The sequence below is a fragment of the Nonomuraea recticatena genome, assembly GCF_039533245.1.
Lineage (GTDB): Bacteria > Actinomycetota > Actinomycetes > Streptosporangiales > Streptosporangiaceae > Nonomuraea > Nonomuraea roseola.
This window is the reverse complement of record NZ_BAAATE010000043.1, coordinates 41,988-61,608: the sequence shown is the minus strand read 5'-3', so window position 1 is coordinate 61,608 and position 19,621 is coordinate 41,988. Positions and strand designations below refer to the sequence as shown.

The following is a 19,621-nucleotide window of genomic DNA, read 5'->3' as shown; positions in this document are numbered from 1 at the left end:
CGGGATGTCAACCTGCCGCCGCCTCAGTCCGAGCTGATCGCCTGGGTGGGGCAGCCGGTGGTGGCTCGCCGTACCTCGGGACCCGTGGCGTGCTCGTCGAGCAGCACCACGCGTCCGTCCTCCTCGTCCTGAGCGAACACCTCGGGCGCGGCCAGCGCGCACTGGCCTGACGAGGCGCACCGCTCGCGGTCTACCTTGATCACCACTCCACCTCCAGCCGGTGCACGCCGTAGATCGCCATGTCGCTCTTGAACGGCACCTTCTCCAGCGGTACGGCCAGCCGCAGGTCAGGCAGCCGCCGGAACAGCGCCGGGTAGGCGATCTCCATCTCCAGCCTCGCCAGGTTCTGCCCCAGGCACTGGTGCGGGCCGAAGCCGAACGCCACGTGTGGCGCCTTCGGCCTGGACACCTCCAGCTCCTCGGGCCGGTCGAGCAGGGCCGGGTCGCGGTTGGCGGCGGCCAGCGAACAGGTCACGAACTCGCCCTCCCTGATGATCTGCCCGTCGAGCTCCAGGTCGGTGGAGGCGCGCCTGAACATTCCGACGTCGACGATCGACAGGTAGCGCAGCAGCTCGTCGACCGCCGTCCTGGCCGCCTCGGGGCTCTGCCGCACGAGAGCGAGCTGGTCGGGATGCTGGAGCAGCAGCAGGGTGCCGAGCGAGATCATGTTGGCCGTCGTCTCGTGACCAGCGATGAGCAGCAGGATCGACATCCCGACCAGTTCCTCGTCGCTCAGGCCGCTGTCGAGCAGGTCGTCGAGCAGGCCCTCGCCCGGCTCGGCGCGCTTGCGGGCGATCAGCTCCGCCAGGTAGCCGCCGAGCCGCATCATCGCCTCCTCCAGCTCCTCCTGGGTGCCGGTGAGGGTCAGCAATCTGGCGCCGGCCTCCTGGAACGACGCGCGCTCGGCGTAGGGCACGCCGAGCAGCTCGCAGATCACCAGCGAGGGGATCGGCAGCGCGAACTCCGCCACCAGGTCGGCGGGGCGCGGCGCCCGCTCCAGCGCGTCGAGCCGTTCGGTGACGATCTGTTCGATCCTCGGCCGCAGCCGCTGCATCCGCTGGACGGTGAACCGTCCGGTCAGCAGCCGCCTGAGCCTGGTGTGCTCGGGCGGGTCCATCTGGATGAACATTCCCGGCTGGGGCTGTACGGCATGCAACGGCACGTCGAGGAAGCCGCCGTCGATCTCCGAACTGAAACGGGTGTCGCCCAGGACCTGCCGGACCAGGTCGTGCCTGGTCACCAGCCAGACCTGGTCGCCGTTCGACAGCCGCACCTTGCTCAGCGGCTCGTCGGCCATCCCGGCGGGCGGGTCGAACGGGCAGGTGCCTCGGTCTGTGGGTATCGCTCTCATCGGTCTGCTCCTTGTTTCGATTCGGTGCTCTGAGAAGGCGAAAGCGGACGATCCAGCGGGTGTTCCTCGATGACGGTGCCAAGGCCACGCAGGGTGAACAGGGCGGTCACGGCGACGGCGGCCACCGCCACACCGCAGATGAGGGAGGTGACGTTGACGGCCTGCACGAACGCGGCCGAGGCCGCCGCGATCACGCCGGCGGCCGGCTCCGCGGGCAGGGACGCCGCCGCGTGCAGCGCCGTACCGATGGAGTCGCGGGCGGCGTCGACGGCCTCGGCGGGAAGCCCGCCCGGCAGCCGCAACGTCTGCCGGTAGATGCCGCCGAGCAGGCTGCCGATCAGCGCGATGCCGAGGGCGGCGCCCAGCTCGTAGGCGGTCTCGGCGATCGCGGAGGCCGAGCCGGCCCGCTCCTTCGGCACGGTCGCCAGCACGGTGTCGGCGGTCACGGTGAACGACAGCCCCGCGCCGATGCCGATGAGGAGCAGTGAGGCGAGCACCACCGGATAGCCGGACTGCGTGGGGAGCACGACGAGCACCGCCAGCCCTGCCGCCGACAGCGCGAGCCCCACGGAGATCGCCACCGCTCTGCCCCACGCCATCGCGAGCCTGCCCGCGAGGAGCGCCGCGACCATGGAGGAGCCCATGGCGGGCAGCTGGGCGAGACCGGCCTGCAGCGGTGTCCAGCCGAGGACGAACTGCAGGTAGAGGGAGAGGAAGAACAGCGTGCCCACCAGCGCGAAGACCGCGACCATGTCGCCGCCGACCGCGCCGGAGAACGCCCTGCGCCTGAACAGGCTGACGTCGATCAGCGGGTGAGTGAGCCTGCTCTGCCGCCTCCAGAACAGGATCAGCGCGCCCACGCCCAGCACCGCGGCCACCAGGACGCCGGTCTGGGCGAGCCCCGCGTGGGCCGCCTCCTTGACGGCGTAGATGACGCCGATCACGCCGACGATGGACAGCAGCACGCTGCGCAGGTCGAGCGGCCCGGGATCGGGGTTGCGGGACTCGGGCAGGGTCAGCGCGGCGACGATCAGGACGACGACCATCACCGGAACATTGATCAGGAAGACCGAGCCCCACCAGAAGTTGTCGAGGAGCAGCCCGCCCAGCAGTGGCCCCGCCGCGGCGCCGGCCGTCGTGACCGAGCTCCACAGCCCGATCGCGGTGGTGCGCTCGCGGGGGTCGGTGAACAGGTTGCGGATGATCGACAGGGTGGACGGCATGATGGTGGCGCCCGCCACGCCCAGCACCGCTCGCGCGACGATGAGCAGCTCGGCCGTGGGAGCGTAGGCGGTGGCCAGCGAGGCCAGCCCGAAGGCCGCCACCCCGATGAGCAGGACGCGTTTCCTGCCGAACCTGTCGCCCGCGTTGCCCGCGGTGATGAGCAGGCCGCCGAGGACGAACCCGTAGATGTCGGCGATCCAGAGGATCTGGGTGCTGGTCGGTTGCAGCGCCTCGGTCAGGCGCGGGATCGCGAGGTGCAGCACGGTGCCGTCGATCGCGATGAGCGAGACGGCGAGGCACAGGGTGGCCAGTGCTGCCCAGCGTCTGGTCCTGCTCACGGGTGTCATGCCGTCCACGCTGGAACATGGCGCGCACGCGGCTCGCACCCCGCACGCACGAGCCCGCACGTCGCCTCGCACGAGCCCGCACGAGCCCGCACGAGCCCGCACGCCCGCAGATAACCGGCGGATCTGTGGGCTGCCGTGAGCGCACGGGCAGTGAGCCGGACGGACATGAGCCGCGCCGCCCCGTCGAGACCCTATGGCGCAGTAGGGTCCGCCCCGCAGCAGGCTCTCTCGGCGGCCGGGTTCGAGCGGGCGGCTCGCCGATGGAGAGTGGTCGGGGTCGTGCGGGTGGTGGACCGGCCCGCGCCAGGAAACGCTTCGCCTCGCTCAGGCCAAGCAGTGATGTAAGGGCGAACGACGAAGGGAGCGAGGCCAGTGCGCCTCAACGAAGACCCCGCGGCCTTTGAGGCCTTCTATCGCCGTCACATCGATGCTGTCATGCGGTTCGTCGTACGCCGGGTGAACGATCCTCATCTGGCCGCCGACCTGACCGCCGACATCTTTCTGGCGGCTTTGGACTCAGCGCACACCTACCGCCCTGGCAGGGGCAGCGAGATCGCATGGTTGTACGGCGTGGCGCGCAACGTCGTATCCGCCCAGCTGCGCAGGACGGCGAGGGAGGCCCAGCTGACCAGCCGTGTGGCAGGCAGGCGGCTGATGGACGATGACGATCTCGGCAGGATGGTCGAGAAGATCGACGCCGAACGGCAGATGCGGCACGCCCTGGAGGCGATGCGGGACCTGCCCGAGGGTGAGCGGGCCGTACTCGAGCTCGTGGCGATCGACCAGCTCTCTGTCGCGGAGGCGGCAGCGGCCCTGGGCATCAGGCAGGTGACCGCGCGAGTCCGTCTGCATCGGGCAAGACGTGCCCTTCTGGAGGTCGTTTCGCCGTCGGCTGTGTATGTGGAGGGACAGGCATGAGCAACTTCGAGGAGCGCCTGCTCAGCGCGCTCAAGGACGACATGGCCGGCCAGAACCTGGTCGCGGTGACGCCGGCGCGGCGCGGCCACGGCCGCCTGCTGGGGCTGGCCGCCGCGGTGACGGGGGCCGCGGCGGCCACCACGCTGGTGCTGTACGGCGGGACGGCGAGCCCGGCCTTCGCCGTCGAGAAGCAGGCCGACGGCTCCATCGAGGTGCGGATCAGCGAGTTCCGCGACCCCGAGGACCTGGAGCGGAGGCTGAGGGACGAGAACGTCAACGCCGACGTCACCTACCTGCCGGCGGGCCAGACCTGCAAGGCGCCCAGGGGCAGGGCCAAGGCCTCGGGCGGAAGATTCGAGGCGAGCATCGGCAGCGTCGAAGGCGGAGGCATCGTCTTCAAGATCAAGCAGGGTGAGATCACCGCGGGACAGACGCTCGTCATGACGGTCTCCTCCGACCCGCAGCACCTCGACCGGCCGCCGGTCGGGATGGCGCTCGAGGTGGTCGAGGGGACGGTGGGCCCCTGCGAGGTGGTCCCGATGCCCCTGCCCACGCCGGGCAAGTGGGAGTCCAGGATCGACAAGCGGGACGACAGCCCCGGCACCAGCGAGAAGGACGGCTGACGCCCGCCGGTCGGCGGACCCCGCGACGGGCCGCCGACCGGCGCCGGCGCCCCCCGCCCGCCCCCGCCGCGCTCGACATCGAGACGCGGCGGACGTAAGTCCCTGGACGGTGTTCGTGCAGATGAGTCTCGCGTCCCGCAACGTGGACGTTTCTGGACGCCAGGCGTCCGGATGCATAGAGCCGCAGGTCAGATAGGTAGGCGGCCCGAATTTGCCGTATTCCGATGGCGCACCGACAAGGGACGGAGCCTTCCGGGACGGGGGCGGGCTCGCCTGGCACGCGGCGGGCATGGCGGCCGCGCGGTCGCGGCGACGGCCGCGCGGCAGTGTGCTGGAGGTCGGTGGTTACACGGCGTCCAGAGCCCAGTAGGTTGCCCTGACGCCGGGGTTGGTCAGGAAGATCCACTGGTCGACGTTGACGTCGGTCCAGGGCCGGAAGGCCTCGCCGGAGGAGTGGTTGACGAACTGCACCTCATTGCGGTTGTAGGGGGAGCGCTCTACCCGCCAGTACTGGGAGGAGTCGCTGGTGTTACAGGCGACCTGGATGACGAGGGTGCGATTGAGCCCGCCCAAGGGGCCGGGCTTGATGCACCGGTTGGTGTGGATGTTTTTGATCTGGTGGTATGCCCAGCCGTCGGCGTGGCGGCGTTGCTGGAACTTCCAGCCGTTGCCCGCGTCGGAGACCGCCGAGTAGATGGGCAGGCCCTCGGTGGAGTTGAGGCCCCAGCCCTCAGGCACCAGGTGGCCGCCAGTGACGATGTTGTCGATCTTGTAGGTGCGGCTCTCATCGACCCAGCCCCACATCGCGGGATGGGGGTCGGCCTTGAGCATGGTCGTGGCCTGCGCGGAAGAGGCGAGGCCGAGGGACAGGCCTGCCGCGGCGATGAGACAGGTCAGACGACGGAGCAGGGATACGGGGGGCATGACAGCCTTTCCAGGAAGGAGCGACCGTGAGGAGATCGCGGACGGGGGATGTGTGGTGTGCCGGTGTTGTGGGCGGGAACTGGCCGCCGAACGCGAGCCGGGCGCCGGGCCCGGGTCAGCGCCAGCCGCCGCCGTTGCCGTCGTGCGGTGGGCAGGGGGTTGGGGGCCGGGCGCAGACGGCGATCTCATCGGTGGCGATTGCAGCGGCGGCGATGGCAGGCGCATGCCGCAGGGGGAGATGCATGATCCTCCAACCCTTCAGTTCTCACCTTGTGTGATTGAAGTCATGCTCTAAGTAATCAGAGCTGGTGGCGCTAGGGGACTACCGTCACAGTGAGAGCCCTATGCATCATCCGCCGTCGCGCCGTCACCCACCGGAGCTGCGGTCATATCCCGCCGCGATGCCCCGAAGTCGGCCGTTGCCAGCACCGCCATGACCCTTGTGCGCACGGGTGAGCCGGAGTCGTGCCCGGGTGGCGCCGACGACGCCGGCCTGTTCCACGGAGACCGAGGTGGCCGACGCAATCGAGCTCAAGCTCACCGCCGTAGACGTCAAGACCGCGACCGCGTGAAGGGGCTGACCCCGTTCGGTAGCGGCGAGACCGCTCGAACCCTGGACGTTCCGGACTCCGGTCATCTCCGACTGCGTGATCAATCTGTCCAGCGACAAGGCCGCCGTGGTGGCCTCGTCGATCGGGTTCTTCCTGCCTTCTCGCCGTCGTCCCGAGTGCGCCGAGCTGCTGCTGACCCAAGGCGAGGTCTGCGGTGCCGGGCATCCAGGTGATGCGTTACATGCCTTGACGGGACCCGCTGCGCGTTGCCATAGTCAACCCACTCGTTGATAAAGCGATGGGTTGATAAAGATGGCGGTTGACAAGAAGGACGACGGCTCGCTCGACCGGGCGTTCACCGCGCTGGGCGACCCGGTGCGTCGGGCCATGGTCGCGCGGCTCTCGCGCGGCGAGGCGACGGTCAACGAGCTCGCCGAGCTGTTCCCGATCACCAAGCAGGCGGTGTCACGGCACATCCAGGTGCTGGAGGCGGCCGGGCTGATCACCAGAAGCCGGGACGGCCAGCGGCGGCCGTGCCACCTCGACCCCGCGGCGCTCGAGGCGCTGACGAGCTGGATCGACACCTACAGATTGGCGGTCGAGGCGCAGTACCGGCGCCTCGACGACATCCTCGACACGTTGAAGGAGCAGCAGAGATGAACCCGACGACGATCAACGCCCAGCCCGGCACCCCCTACATCGACGTCGTGCGGGAGTTCGACGCCCCGCCGCAGCTGGTGTTCCGCGCCCACACCGACCCGGAGCTGCTGGTGGGCTGGCTCGGCCCGCGCGGTATGGAGATGGAGGTGCTCGAGCACGACGCGCGGCCCGGCGGCAGCTACCGCTACGTACACCGCAGCAGAGAGGGCGAGTTCCGGTTCCGCGGCGTGTTCCACACGGTCGTGCCGGACAAGCTGATCGTGCAGACCTTCGAGTACGAGGGCACGCCGGAGCGGGTCAGCCTGGACACGATGCGCTTCGAGGACATCGACGGCCGGACCCGGCTGCGCATGCACAGCGTGTTCGCCTCAGTGGAGCAGCGCGATGAGATGGTCGCGACCGGTATGGAGAACGGCGTACGCGACTCGATGGAACGGCTGGCCGAGGTGTTGCGCCCGGGGCGGGTGGTTGTGGACATCACGATGTCGCTCGACGGGTACGTGACCGCGCCCGGCGTGGACCTCGGCACGGCCTCGGCGTCGGCGGCGACGCGCTGCACGCGTGGGCGTTCAGCCAGACGCCGCGCGAGGAGGCGATCCTGGCCACGACGTTCAAGCGGACCGGCGCGGTGATGCTGGACGGCCCACCGCCGTGGAGATCATCGATGTCTACTGCCAGCACGTGGGCTTCGGTGACGGGCCGCAGCTCTCCAGTACGGCGGAGACGGCCGTCGTGTGCTACCCCATGGAGTGCGAACCGCCGGAGATAGTGGAGTACCTGGCCGCAGCGGGGCACGACAGGACGGTCGTGCGGATCTTCGCCGGATGGACCGCCTGGCTGCCGGAGTGCACGCAGCTGTACCGCGTCGGCTCCGTCCCGGCGCTCAGGCGCATCGAGGAGCTGTGCACCCGGGTCCTCGGCGAGCCGGGGCGGCCCGGGTCCCTGTGGCAGGCCTTCCACGACCTTCCCGGCGAGAACGTCCTGCCCGCTGGAACAGAGGCGGATGTCCAGGGTGAGGCGTGGCCGATCGCCCTGGACATCCCCCGCGCGATCGCGCTGACCTTCGTCGGGCAGCTGGTAATTGCGCTGGTGGCGCTGGTCGAGGCGACCGGGGCCGAGGCCGATGTCGTACGCCTGCGTGAGGTGACCGAAGCGTGGGAGGCCGTCGGCGAGTTCGCGAAGGAGTCCGACACCGCGATCCTCGCGCAGGCGTGGCTGAGCCTCGACGACCCCGGACGCGCGCTGCCGTACGTACGCCACTCCTACGCCGTCGACCCCGACAATCCGTCGGCGCGGGCGGCGATGCGCATGTTCTACGTCATCAGCGGCGACGACGAGCTGGCTGCGCAGGTCGCGTTGCAGACCGACACCGAGGACGTGGGCATGAGCCTCCGCTGGCTCGTCCTGGCTGCGGTGGACCTCGTCGAAGCGGACGACTCCGATCTCCTCGACCAGATCCTGGATCTGCTCTCCCAGGCGGGCATGGACATGGGCGACCTGCTCCGATGCGTGGTCGAGGGACGGCGCGGGCCGGTCCGTCCCGACGCGGCGTGGGCGAGGCTGCGCGAGCACTTGGCCACCGTGGACAGCACGACCACCGTGCGGAAGCTCAGGTACCTGATCGAGGCCGCTTACCAGCGCGGTGAGACCGACTACGCGATGCGGCGAGCCCACGTCATCCGCGCGAAACAGGTGATCCGCAGGCCGGTGCACCATCGGGATCGGGCCGCGGTCGAAGCCGTCACCCTCGGCAGGGACCCGGCGGAGCGCGGTCTGACGGCGCGGCTGAACAACCGGGCGCAGTTGTGGTCAGCCGACGGGCGGCCCGACGATCCGCTGCTCGGGCTTTGCCTCGTCGCGGCCGAGCGCTGGGCGGGCTCCGCTCCCGCCGGCATCTCGGCGGAGGCGCTGGAGCTGATCGAGTGCAGCCGCGCACTGGCCGGCCGTGCCGCCGCCGTGCTGCTGCGCGGCACCCGGCACTGTGCCGTGTGCCGTGACTCCTTCATGGTCGAGAGGCTGTCGGTCTGCGGCGCGTGCCATCGGCTGTTCTGCGAGGACTGCGCCCGCCATCCCACGTTCCGGCTGCGCTGCCGCTGTGGCGGCGACCTCGCCCACCCTTCCCTCCGCAAGAGGGAATGGACGCAGGTCCTCACCAGCTCACCCGACCGGCCGGGAATCGCCGCCGCGTTCTCCGGTGGCGCAGCACGCCTCCGTAACGATTTCTGAACCCGCGGTCCGGCTGGTACCAGCCCGGCGGGTCGGGCGCCGCAGCGGCGGGGCTGGCGAGCTGGGTGTACACGGCCGCCAGCGCCGTCATCAACGGCGCGCAGACCTCACCGGCGCCGGCACCCTCGGGGTCGAGGAGCGAGAGGACAGCCATTGAGCGGTGAGATGGATCATGGTGCAGATAGTCGCCACGGCCTGCGGAAACACTCAAGGTCGCGCTATTCCGCCAGACTCTCCCACCATGTTCGGGCCGAAGCGGACTCAACGCCGTTGGTGGTGCACACTCGTCTGACCTGCTCGAACAGCCTGTACCGCTCCCATCGTTCCTCGACTCCGGAGATGGCCGATGAGGGCAAGTCCCCGCCCGATCACCGAGGTCGGCAGGTGGCTGGTCCCCGTCCCGCGCGGCTGGACCTCTCGCAGTGATGCGCACGCTGAGACGTACGTGGTGGCGGCGAACCGGCCGACCGAGTGCGGGCGGGTGGGATCACGGCATGCTCACCGAAATCGGGGAAGCCGACGAAGCGCTGCTGGCCGGCCGGTACACGACCGACGAGCTGGCGAACCTATACGAGCTGGCGTCCCGCGGTCCGAGCAAGCCCCGCCGAACCCCGCCCCGGGCCGGGGCCGGCCGAGCGAGTGGAGCCTGTCGTCGTCGCGAGTCGGAGGCCGAGCAGGTCGAGCTGGTGGAGCGGCTGACCGAAGAAGGCCACTCTGTCCGAGCCCTCGAAAGGGGGCCGCCCGTGCGCGCGGCGGGCTCCGACTGAGCCCTTTTCATCCTCGGGCGAGTTCGTAGTTCTGCAGGACAGCGATCGCTTTGCATTGGTGGCCGGCCTTGGGCGGGCAGCAGCGTAGCTTGCGGAGGATGCGCCAGCTTTTAAGCTGGGCGTTGGCCCGCTCGCCGGGACCGCGCAAGTGGGCGTGGGCGCGGTTGGCTTGTTTCTGCGAGGCGGGCTTGTTCTTGCCCTTGTACGGCGTGACTCTTCGCCAGGCCGCCCCGGTGACGGCCTTTTACCGGTCTCGCGCCGCGGGCGTGACAGGCGAAGAGGGAATCAGAAGGGCAGCAGGTCGGTGACCTGGTCGCGAGGTGTCGAGCAGCCACGCTGGTAGGACCGCTCGAACGCCGCGTCACCCAGCACCCGCCTGGCCTCGCCCGCCGTACGGACCACATCGGGCCCGTCGGTCAGAGCGGCGCCGCGCAGCGACACCGCCGCCCCCAGCAGGAAGGCCGCGCGAGCGGCAGGCCCTTCGCGAAGCACCAGCTCGGCCATGGCTTGCACCGCGCCGGAGGCGCCCGGCAGATCGAGGACGTCGACCAGGAGGTCGTAGGCCTCGCGCAGCCGCGCTCCGTCGCCCTCCACCCTGCCGAGCCCGATCAGGACGCGACCCCGCGTCTCGTGCGCCCCGAGCCAGTGCGCCTCGCAGCCCGCCAGGGCAGCCATGTAGAGCTCGGTCGCCCGCGCGGGGTCGCCGCCCAGCCGCGCCAGCTCGGCCAGGCCGTAGGTCGCGATCGCCTCCGCCTCCGAGCCCGGCAGGCGGCGCGCCATGGAGGCGGCCCGCTCCAGCTCCACCTCGGCGGCGGCGAGGTCGCCCGCGCGGGCCAGCTCGGCTCCGCGGCGCGACATCAGCAGCGCGGTGTCCTCGGTGGCGCCGAAGGGCGCGATCACCTCCAGCGCCTCCTCCGCCATCGCTATCGCCTCCTTGTGCTCGCCGCGCCATCCCGACAGCTCCGACAGCTGGAGCATCGCCTGACCCACGCCCCACCTGTCGCCGGCCATGCGGAAGGTGTCGAGCGCCAGCCGCAGCTCGCGCTCGCCTGCCTCGACCTCGCCGGCGCCCAGCCGCAGGTAGCCGAGCAGCAGCCTGGCGAAGGCCCTCGACCAGGGATCGGAGGCGGTGGTGGCGGCCAGCAGCGCGGGCAGCAGCAGGGTGTAGTCGCCTGAGGCGATCGCCGGATAGGGCCTGACCATGGCGATCAGCGGGTGGCGCGGCGGATCGGTCATACCGCGCGCGAGGCGCTCGGCGTTGTCCAGACGCTCCCGCGCCTCCTCCAGCGGCCGCCCCGTCGTCACCATCTGCAGCGCGCACATGATGTGGTGCTCCGCCAGGCCCTCGGGAGGTTCGGGCCCCACCAGGTCGAGTACCTCGGCCGACAGCCGCGCCCCCTCGTGGCGCAGGCCGCGCAGCCACCAGTACATCCACAGGTCGGCGGTCAGGCGCAGCGCCATCTCGGCCCGCCCCGTGTCGATGGCCCAGCGCAGCGCCGCGCGCAGGTTGTCGTGCTCGGCCGCCAGCTCGGCCAGCCGGCGCAGCTGGTCGGGTCCGCGAAGCTGGGACTCGGCGGAGGCGGCCATGCGGGCGTAGTGCTCGGCGTGCGCCTGCCTGACACGCTGCTCCTCACCCGACTCGGCCAGCCGTTCGGCGCAGAAGGCCCTGACGGTCTCGAGCATGCCGAAGCGCCCGCCGTCGGCCTGCACGATCGACTTGTCGACCAGCGCGGAGAGCAGGTCGAGGTCGCCGCCGCAGACCCGCTCGGCCGCCTCGGCCGTCGTGCCGGAGACGAACACCGACAGCCTGGCGGCCAGGATGCGCTCCGCGGGGTCGAGCAGGTCCCAGCTCCACGCGACGACCGCGCGCAGCGTGCGATGGCGGGGCAGCGCCGTACGGCTGCCGCCGGTCAGCAACCTGAAGCGGTCGTCGAGCCTGGCGGCGACCTCGGCGGGGGTGAGCGCCCGCAGCCTGGCGGCGGCCAGCTCGATCGCCAGCGGCAGCCCGTCGAGCGCCCTGCAGATGCGCAGGACGGGCTCGAGGTTGTCGCCGGTGACGGTGAAACCGTGTCGGACGGCCGCCGCCCTGTCGGCCAGCAGCCGCACCGCGGGGTGCTCGCGCGCCTGCTCGAGGTCGAGACCGTGCGGCGGCTGGGGGAGCGGGGCGATGGGCAGGACCTGCTCGCCGTCGATGTTCAGCGGCTCGCGGCTGGTGGCCAGCACGCGCACGCGCGGGCACTCGGCGAGGATCCGGTCGACGAGCAGCGCGGCCGCCTCGACGAGGTGCTCGCAGTTGTCGAGGACGATCGTGACGCGATGGTCGCCGAGCGCCGTCACCAGCGCGTCGACAGGCGGCACTCCACGCGGGAGGGAGATCGACGCCGAAGGGTCCTGGCGCGCGGCCGACAGCGGGCCCGGTGGTTCGGAGTGGCCGTACGGCAGGCCGAGCGCGGTGAGCACCGCCAGCGCGACGTCGCTGCCTGGGCCGAGCGGGGCCAGCTCGACGAAGCAGACCTCCCCGAGGCCGTGGGCCGCCTCGGCCGCCTCGACGGCCAGCCTCGTCTTGCCCGCGCCGCCGGGCCCCGCGAGCGTCAGCAGGCGGCCTCGGCCGAGCAGCCGGCCGACCAGGCGAAGCTCGTGGTCGCGCCCGACGAAGCTGGTCAGCCGCGGTCTGGGCGCCCGGGGCCGCAGCGCCGACACCGCGCCGAGGGCCTCAGCGGAGACGGACGCCGCCGGCAGGCGCCCCACGGTGAGCGGGTCGGCTGAGGCGGCGGGCGAGGCCACGGCGGAGGGTGGTTCGTCGCGCAGCAGGCTCAGGTGGAGGGCGGCCAGCTCGGGCGAGGGGTCGGCGCCCAGCTCCTCGGCCAGCGTCTTGCGCGCCTCCTCGAACACCTCCAACGCCTCCGCCCTGCGCCCCGACCTGGCCAGGGCGAGCATGAGCTGACCTCGCAGCCGCTCCCTCAGCGGCTGCCGCCGCACCAGCTCGCCCAGCTCGGAGACCAGCTCGGCGAGTGGGGCGCAGCCCGTGAGCAGGTCGGCCTCGACCCGGTCCTCCACGGCCGAGAGGCGCAGCTCCTCCAGCGTGGCGGCCTCCGCCTCGGCGAAGGGCAGCGTCAGGACGTCGGCCAGCGCGGGACCGCGCCACAGGCCGAGCGCCTCACGCAGCAGCCGCGCCCGCTCACCCGGTGACGACACCCTGCGCGCCGCGGCCACCGCGTGCGTGAACAGGTGGGCGTCGACCTCGAGCGGATCGACCACCAGCCGGTAACCGGCGGGCCCGAGCTCCAGCGGCACCCCCACCAGCCCCCGCAACCGCGACACCTGCGACTGCAGCGCGTTGACCGTGCCCGAGGGCCCGTAAAGCGCCTCGACCAGCCGGTCGACGGAGACGACCCGGCCCGCCTCCAGCGCCAGCAGCACGAGCAGGCCGCTGAGCCCCGCGCCTCTCACAGGGACGCCGGAGACCTCTGTCGGGCCGAGCACGCCGAATCTCATACCTCGATTGTCGCCACCTCTGGCCCCGCCGACGTTTTAGAATCACATTCTGTGGATAATCTCGGGGCGTTCTTCGCCCTCACCAAAGGCGAGTACGTCCCCGCGCCGCACGCGCACAGCCCCTGGGCCGTCGACATGCTGCACGGCCGCCTGCTCGGCGGCCTGGCCGCCAGGGCCATCGAGGCCGAGCACGGCGAGGAGGGGCTGCACTTCGCGAGGCTGACCGTCGACCTGTTCCGCAACAGCCCGCTGCTCCCGCTGACGGTGGAGACCGTCAGGGTCAGGGACGGCCGCAGGATCAGGGTCGCCGACGCCGTCCTCTCGACCGAGCAGGGCCAGGTCGCCAGGGCCAGCGCCGTCCTGCTGCGCAACGGCGAGCAGCCCCCCGGGGCGCTGACCCACACCAGGGCGTGGGAGGAGCCGCTGCCGCAGGGCCCGCCGCCGCCAGGAGGGCCGCCGCTGCCGTTCGAGCTCTGGCAGCTCACCGGCTGGGGCGAGCGGCCGGGCCCGCACAGGGCGTGGGTCAGGGAGGTCCGCCCGCTGGTGGAGGGCGAGGAGGTCTCGCCGTTCACGCTGGCCGCGCTGGCCGCCGACTTCGCCAGCCCGCTCAGCAACGTCGGCACTGAGGGCCTGCACTACATCAACGCCGACTACACCCTCACCCTCAGCCGCCTGCCGCGCAGTCCCGAACTCGGGCTGGAGACCATCGGCCACCTCGGCAACGAAGGGGTGGCGCTCGGGCAGTGCGTCATGCACGACGCGCAGGGACCGATCGGGTACGTGACGGTGACGGCGGTGGCCAACCCTCCTAGCCGAGCGTTGCGGTGACCAGGGTCCAGTCGAGGAGGGCGGCGGCGGTGTTGCCGCCTGCCGTCGCGCTCACCCAGTGGGTGGCCTGCGGGCGCTCGCGGCTGTCCTGAACCACCCACCTCGCGCCGGTGTCGGCGCCGTCGGCGAACAGCCTGGCCACCCCCGCGCTGTCGACGCTGACCCGCCAGAGCCCCGCGCGGCCCCTGTGCACGCGTTCCCATCGGGAGGAGCCCTTGGGCATCGCCCAGACCTCTCCCTTCTGGACGGTCATCATGAGCCTGCGGGCGCCGTTGGCGACCTTGGTGCCGAGGCTGACGCCGAGGCCGGTGACCGGGTCGAGGGCGCTGTCGTCGACGACCCTGCCGCTGAACTCCACCGTGAAGTCGCACGACTCGGTGATCTCCAGCGGGACGGTGGCCGAGCCGCGCAGGTCGAGCCTGCCGTCGGTGACGCGGCTGCCCGACAGCGTCCAGCCCGCCCACGGCAGCCCTGCGAGGTTGTCGGTGACTTCGGCCGTGGCCCGTCCCGTCAGGGTCACCTCGCCGAGGCCAGGCCCGGGCGGGAGGCGCCAGCGCAGGCCGGTGTCGGTGAGGTCGCGCCACAGAGCGGCCTCGCCGCGCCGGTCGGCCACCACCCGCCAGCGCGTCCCTCCTGGCTCCAGGACGGCGCGCCCGTCCAGCGACACGCCGCCCGCTCCCACCGCGAGGGTCATCCGGCCGGCGATGGTGAGCTCGAAGTCGTCGCCCTCCACAGTGGCCACGAAACCGGCGGGCGGGGTCTGGGGCGCCGAGCCGGGGCCGGACAGCCGGACACCGGTGAAGGCGCGGGTCAGGTCGAGCCTGGCGACCCTGATCGCGATCTGGTTGTGCTCCCACACGACGAAGAACCGGCCCGGCGCGTACTCCTGCGCGCTGGCGTAGACGTCCCAGCCCCGCGCCGCGCCCCTGGTCAGCCTGGTCCCGTCGGCGAACAGCCGTCCTGGCCCCCACGGGCAGCCCTGCGGCTTGACCTTGTAGTGCAGCACCTCCCGGTACTGCTCGGGCCTCTCACCCCTGAAAGGGCCCGCCAAGGTGTTGTAGATCGTGAGATACCGCCCCTCGGCATCCGTGGTGAAGAACCCCTTGACGTAATAATTCGGGAGCTGGGGGTCCAGGGACATCGGTTCCCAGGTGAGTCCCCCGTCCGCGCTCCTCGACACCGCCGCGTGCGCCGCGTGGGCGCGGTACCTCGCGTCCCTGGCCTCCGGCGACGAGCCGCCCCGCAGGTCGAGCGCCCTGGCCACCATCACCAGGCCACCCTCCTGAGCGGGCGCCACCTGAGGCTCCTCCACCCCGATTCCCCGCGGGGGCTCGGCCAGCCGGCCCGAGCGCCACGTCCGCAGGTCCGTCGATCGCAGCACCCCTGCCTTGGTGCCGCTCCCCGTCTGCCGCCAGTACGGCAGCAGCCACACACCCTCGTGCCTGATCGGCTTGCCGGCCACGACGACACCCCTGCCGTTGTCCGGCACCTCGACCGTGAGGGGAAAGTCCTCCCATGTCACACCCGCGTCGGCGCTGCACCTGGCGACCATCCTGACAGGAAAGCCGTCGACGTTGCCCGCGCTGTCGCGATCCTCGCTGATCGTGATACGTCCCAGCAGGGCGTAAAGCACACCGGAGTCGTTGAGGAAGATCACGTAGTGGTAGCGGTGCGTGTCCGTCGCCGCCGCCAGCGTCCCCGTGGTCCAGGTGCGCCCGCCGTCGGCCGAGCGGGCGAAGCCGATCGATCCCTGGTCGGCCGGTGTGGCGTCCATGGGGTCGGCCACCCCCGACCTCCAGCCGACCACCAGCGTGTCCTGATCGAGCACCGCGATGTCCGGAACCCTGTTGCCCTCGTGCGCCAGCTCTCCGTCCGCACGTCTGTCCGCCGTGGCGAAGACCGTCACCGGCTCGCTCACGCACGGCCCCACCACATCCGCTTCGGGCCACTTCACCCACCCATCTTCCGTCGCAGCCGTGCCCGCGGGTGAGCGTGCTCACCCGACGTTCACCTGCCCGCCGCTGTACGGCAAGCCTCCGACAGCCCACCGTAGTCACCGGTGACCCTCTGTCCATGCACGCCACTCCAGCAGGACTTCGGTCCGGCCGTCACATCAGGCCCGTACCCCGTCACGGGCCTCTTGACGTCAGATGGGGCGGCGCGGTTGTCCTTTCGGCCGAGACGGTGAGAAACCAGGACCTAGCAGGTCAGCTGTCCACGGTTAGACGCATGGGAAGACGCGGGAGCGCCGGGGATTGGGTAAAATCCCCGGCGCTCCAGAAAAATCTACAATGTAAAGGCGCTCACGCGGTGTGCTCGGCCCTGTCGCCCGACCAGTCGACGTGGAAGGCGCCCTCCTTGTCCACCCGCTGGTAGGTGTGCGCCCCGAAGTAGTCGCGCAGCCCCTGCACCAGCGCCGCCGGCAGCCTGTCCCTGCGCAGCCCGTCGTAGTAGGCCAGCGCCGAGGAGAAGCCGGGGGTCGGCACCCCGATCTTCACCGCCGTGGTCACCACCCGCCGCCACGCCTCCTGCGCGGCCGCGAGCGCCCCCGCGAAGCCCTCGTCGGCCAGCAGCGTGGCCAGCGTGGGGTCGGCGTCGTAGGCGGCGCGGATCCTGTCGAGGAAACGCGCCCTGATGATGCAGCCGCCCCGCCAGATCGTGGCCATCGCGCCGAGGTCGACGTCCCAGCCGTACTCCTTGGAGGCGGCGGCGATCTGGTCGAAGCCCTGGGCGTAGGCCACGATCTTGGAGGCGTACAGCGCCTGCCGCACGTCCTCGACCAGCTCCTTGCCCGCGACGCCCGACAGCGAGGGGCCTTCGAGCCCGCGAGCGGCCTCGCGCTGGGCGGGATGGCCTGACAGGGCGCGGGCGAAGACCGCCTCGGCGATGCCGGTGACGGGGACGCCCAGTTCGAGCGCGCTCTGGACGGTCCAGCGGCCGGTGCCCTTCTGCTCGGCACGGTCGACCACGACGTCCACGAACGGGCGGCCCGTCTCGGCGTCGACCTGGTCGAGCACCTCGGCGGTGATCTCGATCAGGTACGACTCCAGGTCGCCCTGGTTCCACTCCCTGAAGATTTGGGCCAGCTCGGCCGGCGTGGCGCCGAGGGCCTGGCGCAGCAGGTCGTAGGACTCGGCGATGAGCTGCATGTCGGAGTACTCGATGCCGTTGTGCACCATCTTGACGAAGTGGCCCGCGCCGTCAGGCCCGACGTAGGTCGCGCAGGGGACACCGTCGACCTGGGCCGCGATGCTTTCCAGCATGGGGCCGAGCGCCTCGTAGGACTCACGGGAGCCGCCCGGCATGATGCTCGGGCCGAGCAGCGCGCCCTCCTCGCCGCCCGAGATGCCGGTGCCGACGAAGTGGATGCCGCGCTCGCGCAGCGCCGCCTCCCTGCGCCTGGTGTCCTCGAAGTGGGCGTTGCCGCCGTCGACGATCATGTCGCCCGGCTCCATCAGGTCGGCCAACTGGTCGATGACCGCGTCGGTGCCCGCGCCGGCCTTCACCATGATGATCGCTCGGCGTGGCCGTTTGAGCGAGGCGACGAAGTCGGCCACGTCCTCCGACGGCAGGAAGGTGCCCTCGCCGCCGAACTCCTTGACCAGCGCCTCCGTACGGCTGTGCGAGCGGTTGTGCACCGCGACCGCGTAGCCGTTGCGGGCGAAGTTGCGGGCAAGGTTGCGGCCCATCGTGGCCAGCCCCGTCACGCCGATGTCTGCCAGATCCATGTCAGCTCCTGTTTCGCACAAAAGCGCGAGGTGTTCGCGGGAAGATACGCGTCCCTCACCAGATCGGTTCGGCGCCCCGCGGTTATTCCCCCAGACGCACGCCGAGCTCGTCGAGCCTGTTGAGCATGTCGGCCGGATCGGCGTAGACGCGGAAGGCGCCCGAGCGTTCGAGTTCGTCCCTGCCGTACCCGCCGGACTGCAGGCCGATGCCGAGCGCGCCCGCCCTTCTGGCGGCCAGCAGGTCCCAGACGCTGTCGCCGACGACCATGGCGTGGCGGGGGTCGACGTCGAGCAGGGCGGCTCCGGCCAGGAACAGGTCGGGGTCCGGCTTGGCGCGCCGTACCAGGTCGCGGGTGACCATCGGGGTGTCGTCAGGGAGCTTCAGCATGCCCAGCGCCCTGCGGGCGGTCTTGGCGTATCCGCTGGTGGCGATGGCCCAGGGGACCTGGCGCCGGGTCAGCTCGCGCAGCAGCTCGATGGCGCCCGGCAGCGGCCGCACCGTGTCGATCTGCTCCAGGTAGGCGGCGGCGTGCGCCTGCTGCAGGTCGTCGATCTGCTGCTGGGTGAGGCTGAGGCCGGTCTCCCTGAGCAGGGCGGTGACGAACAGGCCGCCGCTCATGCCGATCCTGCGGTGGATCCGCCACACCGACAGGTCGACCCCCATGCCGGACAGGGCGCTGCGCCAGGCGATGACGTGCTGGTAGACGCTGTCGATCAGGGTGCCGTCGAGGTCGAACAGGAAGGCGGGCCCCGGTGGTGCGGTGTAGTCCATTGCTCCATTGTGGTCAGGTCAGCTCGGGCGGCCGACGGCGGGCGGGCCCGCGTGGTCCTTGTGGCCGCGCGTGTACTCGTCCCTGCGCCACAGCATCGCGGCCAGCATGGCGGGCAGCATCAGGACGTGCCCGGCGATCATCACGACCTCTCCCGACAGCGCGCCGAGCCAGTGGGGCGGAAGGAGCAGCAGGAACGGCACGAACATCGCCGCGCCCATCTCGGCGACAGGGGCCCAGGAGTGGCCCCGGTAGCGCATCCAGATCGTCATGGCGACGGTCATGTCGGCGGCCATGACCATGACCGCGACGTCGGTCCTGGCGAACAGGGCCGTGAGGCCGAGCCAGGAGGTGAGCGCGTCCCACACGGGGCCGAGCAGCACCATGCCGAGGATCATCGCGACGAGCATCTCGCCGAAGTGCCAGGCGAAGCGGAGTGTGGCTGTCTTTGTCATGGCTTCAGCGTGCGGGAGGTCGCTCGCGGCTCCCAGATGCGCACTGTCATGAGGTGACCGGGTGAAACGCATGCCTTCCCCGTGTGAAACGCTGGAGCCATGCGTGTGCTGATCGCTGGTGGACACGGGAAGATCGCGCTTTTGCTGGAGCGCAGGCTGGCCGAGCGGGGGGACCAGGCCGTGGGGCTGGTCCGCAACCCCGATCATCGGGCCGACGTGGAGTCGGCGGGCGGCCAGGCCGTCGTCTGCGACCTGGAGAGCGCCTCGGCCGAGCAGGTGGCCGAGCTCCTCGACGGTGCCGACGCGGTCGTCTTCGCGGCGGGAGCGGGTCGGGGCAGCGGGGCGGCCCGCAAGGACACCGTCGACAGGGGGGCCTCTGTGCTGCTGGCCGAGGCCGCCGAGCGCGCGGGCGTGCGCAGGTTCGTGCAGATCTCCTCGATGGGCGCGGGCGCGCCGCCGCGTCCCGGCACCGACGAGGTGTGGGCGGCCTACATCGCGGCCAAGACCGCGGCGGAGGACGACCTGCGCGGCCGCGACCTCGACTGGACGATCCTGCGGCCCGGCGGTCTGACCGACGAGCCGGGCGCCGCCGGTGTCCTGCTCGCGCCGCCGCCGGTGCCCAGGGGCAAGGTGGCGCGCGACGACGTGGCCGCGGTGGTGGTGGCGCTGCTCGACGAGCCCCGCACCGCCAGCATGACGCTGGAGCTGGTGGAGGGCGACGTGCCCCTCGACAGGGCTGTTCAGGCACTCTGAA

The 19,621-nt window shown here is 71.4% G+C and carries 17 protein-coding genes and 1 pseudogene; 8 read left to right on the top strand and 10 right to left on the bottom strand.

Translation table 11 applies throughout. From position 1 onward, the window contains the following. Nucleotides 1-23: 23 nt before the first annotated feature. The 3 genes from ABFX50_RS44865 to ABFX50_RS44855 are packed head-to-tail and all read right to left on the bottom strand — an operon-like array spanning nucleotide 24 to nucleotide 2,922. Nucleotides 24-203, bottom strand: a complete 180-nt coding sequence (locus ABFX50_RS44865; RefSeq protein WP_346155854.1) for a ferredoxin — start codon at nucleotides 201-203, stop codon at nucleotides 24-26. Next, nucleotides 200-1,351 (bottom strand): cytochrome P450, encoded by a 1,152-nt coding sequence (locus tag ABFX50_RS44860; RefSeq protein ID WP_346155850.1) that lies wholly within the window; start codon nucleotides 1,349-1,351, stop codon nucleotides 200-202. The genes ABFX50_RS44865 and ABFX50_RS44860 overlap by 4 nt, the downstream gene beginning before the upstream one ends. Next, nucleotides 1,348-2,922 (bottom strand): MFS transporter, encoded by a 1,575-nt coding sequence (locus ABFX50_RS44855; protein ID WP_346155846.1) that lies wholly within the window; start codon nucleotides 2,920-2,922, stop codon nucleotides 1,348-1,350. Before ABFX50_RS44855 ends, ABFX50_RS44860 begins: the two co-directional genes overlap by 4 nt. Nucleotides 2,923-3,294: 372 nt before the next feature. Between ABFX50_RS44855 and ABFX50_RS44850 the strand changes: the two genes are divergently transcribed. Together ABFX50_RS44850 and ABFX50_RS44845 are read left to right on the top strand one after the other, a co-directional pair. Beyond that, on the top strand, nucleotides 3,295-3,840 hold the full coding sequence (locus ABFX50_RS44850; RefSeq protein WP_183643943.1) for an RNA polymerase sigma factor: 546 nt from the start codon (nucleotides 3,295-3,297) through the stop codon (nucleotides 3,838-3,840). Continuing rightward, nucleotides 3,837-4,463 carry a hypothetical protein gene (locus ABFX50_RS44845; RefSeq protein WP_346155842.1) on the top strand — a complete coding sequence of 209 codons (627 nt, stop codon included), beginning with the start codon at nucleotides 3,837-3,839 and terminating at the stop codon, nucleotides 4,461-4,463. Before ABFX50_RS44850 ends, ABFX50_RS44845 begins: the two co-directional genes overlap by 4 nt. 345 nt (nucleotides 4,464-4,808) lie before the next feature. On the opposite strand, the gene ABFX50_RS44840 is transcribed toward ABFX50_RS44845, so the two are convergent. Continuing rightward, entirely contained in the window at nucleotides 4,809-5,387 is a 579-nt protein-coding gene (locus ABFX50_RS44840) for an RICIN domain-containing protein (RefSeq protein ID WP_346155839.1), read from the bottom strand. Between the two features lie 863 nt (nucleotides 5,388-6,250). Between ABFX50_RS44840 and ABFX50_RS44835 the strand changes: the two genes are divergently transcribed. The 4 genes from ABFX50_RS44835 to ABFX50_RS44820 all read left to right on the top strand — a co-directional run bounded on the left by ABFX50_RS44835 (nucleotide 6,251) and on the right by ABFX50_RS44820 (nucleotide 9,591). Then, nucleotides 6,251-6,598: an ArsR/SmtB family transcription factor gene (locus ABFX50_RS44835; protein ID WP_346155837.1), complete on the top strand. Its 348-nt coding sequence runs from the start codon at nucleotides 6,251-6,253 to the stop codon at nucleotides 6,596-6,598. After that, the gene (locus ABFX50_RS44830) at nucleotides 6,595-7,230 is read left to right on the top strand and encodes an SRPBCC family protein (protein WP_346155834.1); all 636 of its coding nucleotides are present in this window, start codon (nucleotides 6,595-6,597) and stop codon (nucleotides 7,228-7,230) included. Before ABFX50_RS44835 ends, ABFX50_RS44830 begins: the two co-directional genes overlap by 4 nt. A gap of 19 nt (nucleotides 7,231-7,249) precedes the next feature. Then, on the top strand, nucleotides 7,250-8,824 hold the full coding sequence (locus tag ABFX50_RS44825) for an RING finger protein (RefSeq protein ID WP_346155831.1): 1,575 nt from the start codon (nucleotides 7,250-7,252) through the stop codon (nucleotides 8,822-8,824). Nucleotides 8,825-9,318: 494 nt separating this feature from the next. After that, nucleotides 9,319-9,591: a hypothetical protein gene (locus ABFX50_RS44820; protein WP_346155829.1), complete on the top strand. Its 273-nt coding sequence runs from the start codon at nucleotides 9,319-9,321 to the stop codon at nucleotides 9,589-9,591. A 7-nt stretch (nucleotides 9,592-9,598) separates the two neighbouring features. On the opposite strand, the pseudogene ABFX50_RS44815 reads toward ABFX50_RS44820, so the two are convergent. Both ABFX50_RS44815 and ABFX50_RS44810 read right to left on the bottom strand, forming a co-directional pair. Then, nucleotides 9,599-9,805, bottom strand: a pseudogene (locus ABFX50_RS44815) (transposase family protein); the annotation flags it as partial. A gap of 71 nt (nucleotides 9,806-9,876) precedes the next feature. After that, a complete protein-coding gene (locus ABFX50_RS44810) occupies nucleotides 9,877-13,086 on the bottom strand; it encodes an AfsR/SARP family transcriptional regulator (protein WP_346155827.1) in 3,210 nt (1,069 codons plus the stop codon). A 51-nt stretch (nucleotides 13,087-13,137) separates the two neighbouring features. On the opposite strand from ABFX50_RS44810, the gene ABFX50_RS44805 reads away from it, so the two are divergent. Continuing rightward, nucleotides 13,138-13,914, top strand: a complete 777-nt coding sequence (locus ABFX50_RS44805) for an acyl-CoA thioesterase domain-containing protein (protein ID WP_346117489.1) — start codon at nucleotides 13,138-13,140, stop codon at nucleotides 13,912-13,914. Here the strand turns inward: ABFX50_RS44805 and ABFX50_RS44800 are convergent. From ABFX50_RS44800 to ABFX50_RS44785, 4 genes are all read right to left on the bottom strand, one after another. Beyond that, nucleotides 13,895-15,832: a sialidase family protein gene (locus ABFX50_RS44800; protein ID WP_346155822.1), complete on the bottom strand. Its 1,938-nt coding sequence runs from the start codon at nucleotides 15,830-15,832 to the stop codon at nucleotides 13,895-13,897. The genes ABFX50_RS44805 and ABFX50_RS44800 overlap by 20 nt on opposite strands. 385 nt (nucleotides 15,833-16,217) lie before the next feature. Then, the gene (gene gndA, locus ABFX50_RS44795) at nucleotides 16,218-17,642 is read right to left on the bottom strand and encodes an NADP-dependent phosphogluconate dehydrogenase (RefSeq protein WP_346155819.1); all 1,425 of its coding nucleotides are present in this window, start codon (nucleotides 17,640-17,642) and stop codon (nucleotides 16,218-16,220) included. An 82-nt stretch (nucleotides 17,643-17,724) separates the two neighbouring features. Continuing rightward, nucleotides 17,725-18,414 carry an HAD family hydrolase gene (locus tag ABFX50_RS44790; RefSeq protein WP_346155816.1) on the bottom strand — a complete coding sequence of 230 codons (690 nt, stop codon included), beginning with the start codon at nucleotides 18,412-18,414 and terminating at the stop codon, nucleotides 17,725-17,727. An 18-nt stretch (nucleotides 18,415-18,432) separates the two neighbouring features. After that, on the bottom strand, nucleotides 18,433-18,867 hold the full coding sequence (locus ABFX50_RS44785) for a hypothetical protein (RefSeq protein WP_346155813.1): 435 nt from the start codon (nucleotides 18,865-18,867) through the stop codon (nucleotides 18,433-18,435). Nucleotides 18,868-18,966: 99 nt separating this feature from the next. Here ABFX50_RS44785 and ABFX50_RS44780 point away from each other — a divergent pair, with 99 nt between their 5' ends. Next, on the top strand, nucleotides 18,967-19,620 hold the full coding sequence (locus ABFX50_RS44780) for an SDR family oxidoreductase (protein WP_346155809.1): 654 nt from the start codon (nucleotides 18,967-18,969) through the stop codon (nucleotides 19,618-19,620). Nucleotide 19,621: the final 1 nt, after the last annotated feature.